This window comes from Sphaerobacter sp. (genome assembly GCF_019683595.1).
Taxonomy (GTDB): domain Bacteria; phylum Chloroflexota; class Chloroflexia; order Thermomicrobiales; family Thermomicrobiaceae; genus Sphaerobacter.
The window spans coordinates 1-10,146 of record NZ_JADGHZ010000128.1; the positions used below are offsets into that span (position 1 = coordinate 1).

Here is a 10,146-nt window from a genome sequence, read left to right on the forward strand (position 1 = left end):
CCCCTCGCCCTCACTCCTTCGGCATCGCCTTGATCGCCTCGTAGGCGGGGCGGGGGGTGCCGTCGGGGTAGAGGAGGGCGTAGGCGGTGAAGGGGTGGCCGTCGCCGTTGAAGGCGCCGAAGTTCAGGTTCCAGATGAACATCCGCTCGACCCAGGGCCATTCCGTGCGTGCGATCTCGTAGGCCCGCACGAGGTACCGTGCCTGGTCCTCCTCGCTGACCCACTTGCTGAAGCCCCAGGACGGCCAGTCGGTGGCGGTGCCCCAGCCGAATTCGGTGATCCAGATCGGCAGGTGACCCAGCCCGGCGTTCACGACGGCAGCGTGCAGCGCCTCGGCGCGGCGGAAGTAGAACTCCGGCGCGTTGTTCCAGGCAGGGGTGTTGGCCGGGTTGCTCGGCCAGTAGTTGTCGGGTGGGTTGCCCGCGCCGTAGGCGTGGATGCCGATCACGTCGATGTAGCGTCCTGCCTCGCCGCCGTTTAGCGCGAGCAACTCCTCGGTGTAGGCGAGGTCGTCCCAGATCACGGTCCGCTCGCGGAGGCTGCTCGGCGCCATCCCCGCCAGCACGACCAGCGCGTCCGGGTCGTGCCGCCTGACCGCCTGGCTGCCCACGCGCAGCAGTTCCAGGTATCCGGCCGGGCGGATCAACCCTCCGGCCTCCTGGGCGATGTTCGGCTCGTTCCAGATCTGCCAGGCGTCGACGCGGCCGCGAAAGTGGGCGACGAGGACCTCCATGAAGCGCCCGAAGGAGACCGGGTTGGCGGGCGTGCCGGGCGGGATGTCGAGCGCCCAGGCCGGCGGCGCGTTCACCGTGACCAGCACGTGCAGCCCGCGCTCCCGCGCCGCGTCGACGAAGCGGTCGAGCGGGTGGAAGATGTAGTAGCCCGGCTCCGGTTCCATCAGGCCCCACTGGCCCTGGACTCGCACCCAGTCGCAGCCGGCGTCCCGAACGAGGTCGAGGTAGGTCTCGTTGGTGACGTGGTTCGGTTCGTCGCCCCACCAGAAGACGTTGAAGGCGCAGCCGACCGGGTGGTTGTAGAGCGGCTGCGGGCCGATGGGCGGGGTCGGACCTGCCGGGCCCTCCGGGGTGACCGCCAGGGGCGGGACCGGCCGGGCCGCGAGCGCCTGTCGGCCGAGGTGGCCGAGCAGTACGTCGTGGGGCCAGGGGTTTTCCGGGTGCCACTCGAAGCGGGCGCGCTCGAAGTACTGCACGGTGCGCCCGTTCTCGATGAACTCTTCGCTAATCGGGTAGCCGAAGGCCGCCAGCCCGCCGCGCGTTTCCCAGTAGATGCGGAAACCGCCGCAGAGCCGGTGGCCGGTGGCGGGGAAGACGCGGCAGTGATGATCGTTCGCGGCGTCGACCGGTTGGAAGGGTGGCTCGTTGCGGCGGTCGAGCGTCGTCAGGGCGCCGAGCCGGGTCACGAGCACCTCGTAGCCGGCGCCGGCCAGGTGGTCGTGGCGCTCGAAGACGGCGCGCTCGAAGTACTGTCGCAGCAGGCCGTCCTGGTAGAAGACGCGGCTGATCGGATAGCCGAAGGTCGGGAGCCCGCCGTTCTGCTCCCAGAAGCGCAGGAACGGATCGCTTACCCAGAAGCCGGTTTCCGGGAAGTAGGCGGCCTTGCCGTCACCCAGCGTGGACTGGCCGGGTGGTATCCCCGCCTGGGGCACCGCGGGAGTCGCAAGCGTGACCGCTGGTGCCAACAGCAGTCCCACGACCAGCAGCGTCAGGATCAAGCGTCGCATCAGGGCCACCACGATCTTAGGCCCAACCCTCCCCACGCCCGATCGGCGCGCCGCCTGCGCGGCACGATCGGATACCGAGCATCACGGCCCCGTTCATGCGGCGTCGCTACATGATGGACAGCGAGGATACGGATCGATGTTGCTGGGTAGAAGACGTTCGCTGTACAAGAACCAAGGTGACACCGGTCAGGTACTATTCCTCCCCAACCCTACCTCACGCGCTCGCGCGATGGCCTCCTCCCGATCGGCCACATGTAGTTTACCGAGGATGTTGGAAACGTAGTTGGCGACCGTCTTGCCGCTCAGGGAGAGGAGCCGGGCGATCTCGGCATTGGAGGCTCCCTGGGCCATCAGGTGGAGCATCTCTCGCTCGCGTCCGGTCAACATGGGAAAGGCTTCCATCGGAACGGCGGGCCGCGCTGTCGTGAAGAAGTCGATCAGGCGGGCGGCGATGCCAGGACTGAAGATCGCCTCGCCGCGGCTGATCGCGCGGATGGCCCGCAGCATGTCGTCCTTGGTCGCGTCCTTGAGCACGTAGCCCCGCGCACCGGCGCGCATCGCGGTGAACACCGAGGCGTCGTCTTCGAACATCGTGACGACCAAGATGCGGGTGGCCGGATGGGCTGCCAGGATGCGGCGTGTCGCCTCGATCCCGTTGAGGCCCGGCATCTTGATGTCCATCAGCACGACATCCGGCCGCAGCGTCTCGGCCAGCGTGACGGCCTCGTCGCCCGTGGTTGCCTCGCCGATCACCTCGATATCCGGCGTTGTGCTCAGCAGCAGTGTCAGTCCGTCTCGGAAGAGCGGATGATCATCCGCAATCAGGACGCGCACCGGGTCCATGAGCGTACTCCGTTCTGATGCATCATGCGTCTCGCATCGTGCAGCTTAGGCTTGCTGCCTTCCCTGACATCCTGGCGGAGATGTCGGGTGCCACAGGCAGGACACTTACATCGGCCTCCCCAGCGGCAGCCGGGCGACGATGCGCGTGCCGGTCGGCATTGCGCGCTCGACCAGGCATGTTCCCCCGAGTTCGATCGCCCGCTCGCGCATCGAGCGCAGACCGACGCCGGTTCGGCCTCCTCGCTCGGCCGGGTCTGGTAGACCGATGCCGTCGTCGATGATCTCGACCTGCAACGTCTCGTCGGCGACGCAGGTGAGCCGGACGAGGCAGGTCCGGGCGTGGGCATGCCGGCTGACATTCATCAGGGCTTCCTGGACGATCCGGTAGGCCGCGACTTCCACCGCGGCCGCCAGCGCCGGGAGCGGCGCTGGAACCTCGACGGTCACCTGAAACCCCGCGGTCGGGTTCGGCCCGCCCTGGGCGTGACTGGCGCTGGTGTATTGCATGGCGCGCTCGCGGATGGCGTCGACCAGGCCCAGCTCGTCCAGCGTCGGCGGCCGCAGGTCGTAGACGAGCCGCCGTATGTCGCCGACCGCGGCCCGAATCGCCGTCTGCAGCTTGGCGTTGACGACAGCGGCCGCCTCCGGGTCGGTCTGGATGAGTTCACCGACGGTGGCGGCGGTCAGGCCGAGCGCGGCGAGCGTCGGGGCCAGTTCGTCGTGCAGGTCGCGTCGCAGCCGCCGCCGCTCCTCCTCCCGGGCCAGCACCAGCCGCTCGCGCGAGCGTTGCAGGTCGGTCATCACGCGCACGCCGTGCACGGCCACGCCCGCGTGGTGCGCCAGGTCGTCGAGCAGGCGCCGATCGGCGCTGGTGAAGGCTTCGCCCGGTGCGCGTGGGCCGAGCAGGAGTTGGCCAACGACGTCGCCCTGGTAGATGAGCGGCACCTGGAGCAAGTCGGCGGGCGGCTGGCCGGCGGCGGCGGTGATAGCGAACTCCTCTTCCTCATCTCGGGGGAGCGCGATGGCGACGTACGGCAGCTTCAGCGCCTCTTGGACGGTCGAGACGATGGTCGGCAGCACGGCATCGGGGGCCAGCGTCGCTTCGAGGCGCCGGCCAAGGCGAGCCAGGACGGCGTAGGGGTCATCGCGCTCGCCGTACATCAGGTGGTTGACACCGCGCTGGAGGCGATCCCGTAGCGGCTGGAAGAGGACGGCAACGAGGCCGGTGGCGATCAGCGAGATCACGAGATTGCCACCGGTGTTGAAGAGGGCGCCGAGGTAGCCGACCACGAGCACGTAGAGGCCGACGACGCCGGCGGTCAGCGCGCCGTAGACGAGGGAGTGGTGGATCACGACATCGATGTCCCAGAGCCGGTAGCGCAGGATCGACGCGCCGATCGACAACGGGACCGGGAGCAAGGCGCAGACGAAGACGGTGGTGCTGGTCAGGTCGTAGAGCGCGGCCGGGATACCGGGCTGGTGCAGGGCGGGGATGAGATCGCCCGGGATACCCACCGCGAGGAAGCCGGCGATCGCCACGGAGAAGCCGAAGACGACCCACTTGGTCTGCTGGCGCTGGATCGGCCCCGACACCCGCCGATACCGGTGGACTTGCGCAAACAGGAAGGCGCCGAGAAAGCCGAAGAACACGGGGCCCGACAGCAGCAGGGGCCAGGTGCTTGGGTCGACGACCGAACCGGGGAAGAACATCAGGCCCCCGCCCAAGGCGACCCAGGCGACTGCCGCCGCCCGCGTCCAGGGCGGCACGAAGGCGCCGTCCGGGAAGAGACAGAACAAGAGAAAGAAGGAGAAAATCGCGTAGTACTCGAGCGCGGAGACGACGGCTCCCCAGTTCGGGTGGTTCGCGACCAGGGCCCCAAGCGTGTTCGGAAAGGTTGCCCCAAACAGGACGAGCGTGAGCGAGAGGAGAAGCGGCAGCCGCTCCGCGGACTTGCGCCAGAAGATGAACAGGCCGATTGCCAGAAAGGCCGCGGCGAATGCGATCTTGAGCGCGAGCGTGTAGCCGGCATAGATCTCCGGCGCGAGGCCCAACTGCCTGAGGCCGGCGCGGACGGCGCCGGCCTCTGGATCGACGGAAACGCTGGCCAGTTGCGTGTAGTGCGCCGGGAGGCTGGCGACAAAGAGCGCCGTGCTCAATGCCGCCATCGCAACCCAGCCGATGCGGGCCACGGCGAGCGCGGGGTTGTGGAGCCGCACAGTCCCACCCTGCCGTAGCCGCTGGTCGCGTTCCGAATCTTGGCCAAACCCGACAAGCGATGGGACTCGTGCCCGGGGTACGCGCATGCGCGGCCTCCTCCTGGGGCTCCGTCGACCAGCGCCGTCGCTGCCGCTCGTGTCTCCGTATCCTACTCGAGAACGGCGCCGACCGGCAGCGGAGCGCTTATTCGAGAGGTTGTGCCTGCGGGGCTGGTTGGCGTGTCATGGACCGCCGAAGCAGCGTCACCGGCGTCGCCAGCATCCAGATCGAAAACAGCGGGAAGACGAGGAAGCCGAAGATGCCCAGTGGGCTCTCCGGATCGAACACCGTGCCGGTGCTGACGAAGAGGCTCACCGCGCCCACCGCGCCGAGTATGCCGATCCAACGGGGCAGCCGCCGGGTCGCCAGGATCGCGATCGAGGCGGTCGCCCAGAAGACACCCTGCGGGAAGGCCAGCCCCTCCTGGAGCGAGCGCGCCACGGTGCCCAGCGCCCGCAGCATCTCCGGTGTGCCGCCATCCAATGCGACGCGGACGAACGCGAGTTCGACGCCCAGGCGGGCGATCGATACGAGAATGGTCGCGACCCCGCCGCCGAAAGCGGCAAGTGCCAGCAGTCCGCTGCCGTCTCCCGCGCGGCGCAGCGCGACGTAGAGGCCGGCAACGAAGACGAGGAAGAACGCGCCAGCGGCGAACTCAAGATAGATGGAGATCAGCCAGTCGATGCGACTGGTTGCCAGCCAGTCCTCGATGGCTTGCGCCGAGCCGCCGAGATCTGGCTCGGCGGGAGTGAAGAGGAAGCCCTTGACGAACATGAGCACGCCAAAGGCGAAGCCGCTGATGAGCGCGAGGCGATACCGAAGGGAGACGCCTTCGAACTCGTTGTCTGCGTGCTGTACCAGCATGGTGCGTTGCCTTTCCCGGCTTGCGCCGTTATCCGTCACGGCGACGGTTCACGGGTCGCCGTTGATCAATCTGGTGCCTCTGGTCTGCTCGCGAGCCCATGACGACGATAGGGGAGTGGGATTCCCGGGGGAAAGGGTGCGAGCTTCCCAATGTTCGGGAATCGGTTCTGGGAACGCTGGTCGGTGGGATGTGCCAGCGGTACACCGGGCGGCGTACACTGGAGCCCGGGCGCGGGCGAGCAGCGTAGGGTGCGCGGATGGCTCGCGCTGGTGGGGGCCTGGGGGTCGACGAAGGATGACCGGTCGTGTCAGCGCAAGCTGAGACACTCATCGAGATCCGCGACTTCACCTATCGCTACCCCCCGGCCGAGCCGGGTGGGGCGCCGGTGACGGCGCTCGACGGGATCACGCTCGACATCGCGGCCGGGGAGTGCCTCGGCGTGACCGGCACGGCCGGGAGCGGGAAGAGCACGCTCTGCCTGGCGCTGAACGGCCTGGTGCCGCACGCCACCGGGGGCACGGTGCGGGGCGAGGTGCGCGTCGGCGGTTGGAGCACCAAGGAGGTTCCGGTGCCGCGGCTGGCGACGCGGGTCGGGATGGTCTTTCAGGACCCGGAGAGCAACCTGGTCGGGCTGACGGTGGAGGACGAGGTCGCCTTCGGCCCCGAGAACCTGGGGGTACCGCGGGAGGAGATCGCGGCCCGGGTCGCCTGGGCGCTGGAGGCGGTCGGGATGGCCGGGGCACGCCGCCGGCCGGCGGCGCAACTCTCGGGCGGGCAGAAGCAGCGGGTGGCGATCGCCGCAGTGCTGGCGATGCGACCCCAGGTGCTGGTCCTCGACGAGCCGACCGCCCAGCTCGACCCGACCGGCAAGGAGGAGGTCGCCGCGGCGATCGCGGCCTTGCGGCGGGAGCGCGGGGCGGACCTGACGGTGGTGCTGGTCGAGCAGGACGCCGAACTGCTGGCGCGGCTGGCGGACCGCGTCGTGGTGCTCGACGCCGGGCGGATCGTGCTCTCCGGCCCGACGCGGGAGGTCTTCACCCAGGTGGACCACCTAGCCGGGGTCGGGGTCTTCGCGCCGCAGGTGGCAGAGGTCACGGCCCGGCTGAGCGCCGCGCTCGGCACCGACCTGGCGGCGCTGACCCCGGAGGAGGCCGCCCCGGCCCTGCGGAGATGGCTGGTCAGTCCGTGTCACCCCGAGCCGAGCCGGGAGCGGCGGGAGCCGCCTCCGGCGGCGTTGTCCGAATCGACGGACCCGGTCGTGGGTGATGACCCGGCGCCGCGAGATGGATCCTTCGACGCCGCTCGCAGCGTGTCCATGGGATCCGCTCAGTCTGCCGGGGAACACGACGCGGCTGCACCGGAGCCGCTGGTCGTGATCGAAGGGGTGCACTACAGCTACGGTGGGTCGGTCCCGGCACTGCGAGGGGTGGACCTGACCCTGGCGCCCGGGGAATTCGTCGCGCTGCTCGGGGTCAACGGCTCGGGGAAGACGACGCTGGCGAAGCACCTGAACGGGCTGCTGCGGCCCGACGCCGGGCGGGTGCTGGTGGCCGGGCGCGACACGCGGCAGCACCCGCCAGGGGAGCTGGCGCGCGTCGTCGGCTACGTGTTCCAGAACCCCGACCATCAAATCTTCCAGCCCACTGTGGCCGCCGAGGTCGCGTCCGGGCCGCGCAACCTGGGTGCGCGCGGGGCGGATCTCGCCGCGCGGGTGGACGAGGCGCTCGCGCGCTTCGGCCTGACCGACCTGCGCGAGCGCCACCCGATGCTGCTGGGTCGCGCCGCCCGGCGGCGCGTGGCGCTGGCCGCGGTCTACGCCACACGCCCGCGCGTGCTGGTTCTCGACGAGCCGACCGGCGGGCTCGACCGGCGGGACACGACGGAGCTAATGGCGACGCTGGAGGCGCTGGTGGCGGAGGGCGTCACCGTGCTCCTGATCACCCACGACCTGCGCCTGGCCGCGGCACACGCGCGGCGGGTCGTGGTGATGTCGGACGGGCGGGTGGTGGCCGACGGGCCGCCCGAGGCGATCCTGACCGACGCCGAGCGCCTGGCCGCGGCCGGGCTGCGGCCGGCGCCGGTGACGCGCCTGTCGCTGGACCTCGCCGACGCCGGGATGCCCCCGGCGCTCACCGTCGGGTCCTTCTGCGCGGCGTTCCTACGCCGCGTGCCCGGCGGGGCGGAGTGCCCGGCCGGCGGGCGGACGGGTGAGGGGCGCGAGCGATGAGCGCGGCGGGCTTCGACCTGTACGTTCCCGGCGATTCCTGGCTGCACCGGGTGGATGCCCGGGTCAAGCTGGCGTTCGTGCTCGGCGCGCTGGCGCTGCTGCTGGTCTGGTCCAACCTGCCGCTGTTCGTCCTGGCGCTGGGGCTGACCCACCTGGCGCTGGTGAGCGCCGGCGTGCCCGGGACGCGACTGGCGCGGGTCTGGCGCACGCTCGCGCCGTTCCTGCTGCTCATCGTGCTGCTCTGGCCGCTCTTCAACCGGGGCGGGACGCCGGTGCTGCTCGAAGCCGGCCCGCTGCGCATCACCGGCCGCGCGCTGCTGGCGGGCGTGGGCGCCGCGCTGCGCATCGCCGCGCTCTCGTTCGTCTTCGTCCTCTGGCTGAGCACCACCGACCAACGGCAGATCGTGCGGGGCTTCGTCCGCCTGGGCCTGCCGTTCGGGCTCGGCATGGCGCTGACGATCGGGCTCCGTTTCATCCCCACCTTCGCCGGGGTGTTCCAGACCGTGTCCGACGCGCAGCAGGCGCGGGGGCTGGTGTTAAGCGGTGGGGTGCTGCGCCGGGCACGGGCGATGATCCCGATCCTGATCGCGGCGCTGGTGACGGTGCTGCGTCTGAGCGAGCAGCTTGGGTGGACCCTGGAGGCGCGGGCCTTCGGCGCGCCGGTCCCGCGCACGACGCTGCACGACCTGGCGATGCGGCCGGTCGACTGGCTGCTGCTGGTCCTGGTGGTCGGCAGCGCTGGGGTGTTGCTGTGGCTCTCGCTCGCGATCGGACTGGGCCGGGGCTTGCTATGGCCGGTCGTGTAGGACGGGTCGGACGGACGGCGCAGCCGTGCCCATTGGCCGTCCGCGCACGATGTCCGTATACGCGTACGTACGCTATATTTCGCTCTCGGCAGACGCCGGGATGAGAGAGGAGCTGCCGGACGTGATCGAGCCCTTCGCCGCGCGGCTAGCCGCTGCCCAGAGCGGCACCCACGCGCTGATCGACCTCGACGCCTTCGCCGGTAATGTAGCGTACGTACGCAGCCAACTTCCCCCAGGAGCCGAGCTGATGGCGGTGATCAAGGCCAACGCCTACGGCCACGGCCTTGTCCCCTGCGGCCGGGCTGCGCTGGCAGCCGGAGCCTCCCGGCTGGCGGTGGCCCGTATCGAGGAGGCGCTGCTGCTGCGCGCGGCGGGAGTGGTCGCCCCCATCCTCGTCCTCAGTCCGCCCAACCCCGCGTTGGCCCGCCAGGCGGCCGAGGCGGGGATTGCCCTGGCCGTCGGCTCGGCCACCGGTCTGCAGCGGCTGCTCGACGCCCTCGGCGATGACCTGCCGCCGCTCCCGGTGCACCTCAAGGTCGACACCGGCATGCACCGCTTCGGGGTCGAGCCGGAGGGCGTGGTCGAACTGGTGCGCGCGCTGGCGGCGGAGCCGCGGGTCCAGGTCGAGGGGGTCTTCACCCACTTCGCCACCGCGGACGCGGCCGACGACCGCGTGCTGCAGGAGCAGACCCGGCGCTTTGCCGCGGCCGTCCAGGCGCTCGCCGCGGCGGGCCTGCAGCCGCCCCTGGTGCACATGGCCAACAGCGCCGCCTTCCTCCGCGGCGTGGTCGAGATCCCGGCTCCCGGCGCCACGATCGCGGTCCGCGCCGGCCTCATCCTCTACGGGCTGAACCCCAGCCCTGAGCGCCCTCTCCCGGCGCCGATTCGCCCGGTGCTGCGGCTGGTGACCCGCGTGGGGCAGGTCTTCACCGTCCCACCCGGCGAGGGCATCTCCTACGGCTGGAGCTACATCGCCGAGCGACCCATCCGCTGTGCCGACCTCCCGATCGGCTACGCCGACGGGCTGGTGCGCCTGCTCTCCAACCGGGGCTGGGCCGTCGTCGGCGGCGCCGTCTGCCCGATCCGTGGTCGCATCTGCATGGATCAGACGGTGATCGAGGTTGACGCCGCGCCGGACGTCGCCGAGGGGGACGAGGTCGTACTGCTGAGCGACGGCCGGGACGGCGCCATGACCGCCGACCAGGCCGCCGCCCTGGCAGGGACCATCAGCTACGAGATTGTCAGCTCCCTCGCCGCCCGCGTCCCGCGCGTCTACCTCCGCGGCGGCCGCCCCGTCGCCGTCCTCGACCTGCTGGGGCTGGTGGAGAACCCATTCGCGGCCCGCTGACCGCCGTGCGGTGGCGGGGGCTGCGGTGTCGTGTGCGACGGCGGTCGCCGGAATATGCC

The 10,146-nt window shown here is 70.7% G+C and carries 7 protein-coding genes; 3 read left to right on the forward strand and 4 right to left on the reverse strand.

Annotation, left to right across the window (positions count from 1 at the left end):
- Nucleotides 1-10: 10 nt before the first annotated feature.
- From IRZ30_RS12515 to IRZ30_RS12530, 4 genes are all read right to left on the reverse strand, one after another.
- A complete protein-coding gene (locus tag IRZ30_RS12515) occupies nucleotides 11-1,741 on the reverse strand; it encodes a cellulase family glycosylhydrolase (protein WP_294085590.1) in 1,731 nt (576 codons plus the stop codon).
- A gap of 186 nt (nucleotides 1,742-1,927) precedes the next feature.
- Nucleotides 1,928-2,584: a response regulator transcription factor gene (locus tag IRZ30_RS12520; protein ID WP_294085592.1), complete on the reverse strand. Its 657-nt coding sequence runs from the start codon at nucleotides 2,582-2,584 to the stop codon at nucleotides 1,928-1,930.
- A gap of 105 nt (nucleotides 2,585-2,689) precedes the next feature.
- Nucleotides 2,690-4,888, reverse strand: a complete 2,199-nt coding sequence (locus IRZ30_RS12525; RefSeq protein WP_294085594.1) for a GAF domain-containing sensor histidine kinase — start codon at nucleotides 4,886-4,888, stop codon at nucleotides 2,690-2,692.
- Nucleotides 4,889-4,985: 97 nt separating this feature from the next.
- Nucleotides 4,986-5,705 (reverse strand): DUF4386 family protein, encoded by a 720-nt coding sequence (locus IRZ30_RS12530; RefSeq protein WP_294085595.1) that lies wholly within the window; start codon nucleotides 5,703-5,705, stop codon nucleotides 4,986-4,988.
- A gap of 305 nt (nucleotides 5,706-6,010) precedes the next feature.
- Between IRZ30_RS12530 and IRZ30_RS12535 the strand changes: the two genes are divergently transcribed.
- The 3 genes from IRZ30_RS12535 to alr all read left to right on the forward strand — a co-directional run bounded on the left by IRZ30_RS12535 (nucleotide 6,011) and on the right by alr (nucleotide 10,087).
- The gene (locus IRZ30_RS12535) at nucleotides 6,011-7,933 is read left to right on the forward strand and encodes an ABC transporter ATP-binding protein (RefSeq protein ID WP_294085597.1); all 1,923 of its coding nucleotides are present in this window, start codon (nucleotides 6,011-6,013) and stop codon (nucleotides 7,931-7,933) included.
- On the forward strand, nucleotides 7,930-8,739 hold the full coding sequence (locus IRZ30_RS12540) for an energy-coupling factor transporter transmembrane protein EcfT (protein ID WP_294085599.1): 810 nt from the start codon (nucleotides 7,930-7,932) through the stop codon (nucleotides 8,737-8,739). The genes IRZ30_RS12535 and IRZ30_RS12540 overlap by 4 nt, the downstream gene beginning before the upstream one ends.
- A 121-nt stretch (nucleotides 8,740-8,860) precedes the next feature.
- On the forward strand, nucleotides 8,861-10,087 hold the full coding sequence (alr, locus tag IRZ30_RS12545) for an alanine racemase (protein WP_294085601.1): 1,227 nt from the start codon (nucleotides 8,861-8,863) through the stop codon (nucleotides 10,085-10,087).
- Nucleotides 10,088-10,146 lie beyond the last annotated feature (59 nt).

Excerpts from the sequence above, each read along its gene's own strand:
- IRZ30_RS12515 (WP_294085590.1), bottom strand. The coding sequence starts at position 1,741 with ATGCGACGCTTGATCCTGACGCTGCTGGTCGTGGGACTGCTGTTGGCA.
- IRZ30_RS12525 (WP_294085594.1), bottom strand. The coding sequence starts at position 4,888 with ATGCGCGTACCCCGGGCACGAGTCCCATCGCTTGTCGGGTTTGGCCAA.
- IRZ30_RS12530 (WP_294085595.1), bottom strand. The coding sequence starts at position 5,705 with ATGCTGGTACAGCACGCAGACAACGAGTTCGAAGGCGTCTCCCTTCGG.
- IRZ30_RS12520 (WP_294085592.1), bottom strand. The coding sequence starts at position 2,584 with ATGGACCCGGTGCGCGTCCTGATTGCGGATGATCATCCGCTCTTCCGA.
- IRZ30_RS12540 (WP_294085599.1), top strand. The coding sequence starts at position 7,930 with ATGAGCGCGGCGGGCTTCGACCTGTACGTTCCCGGCGATTCCTGGCTG.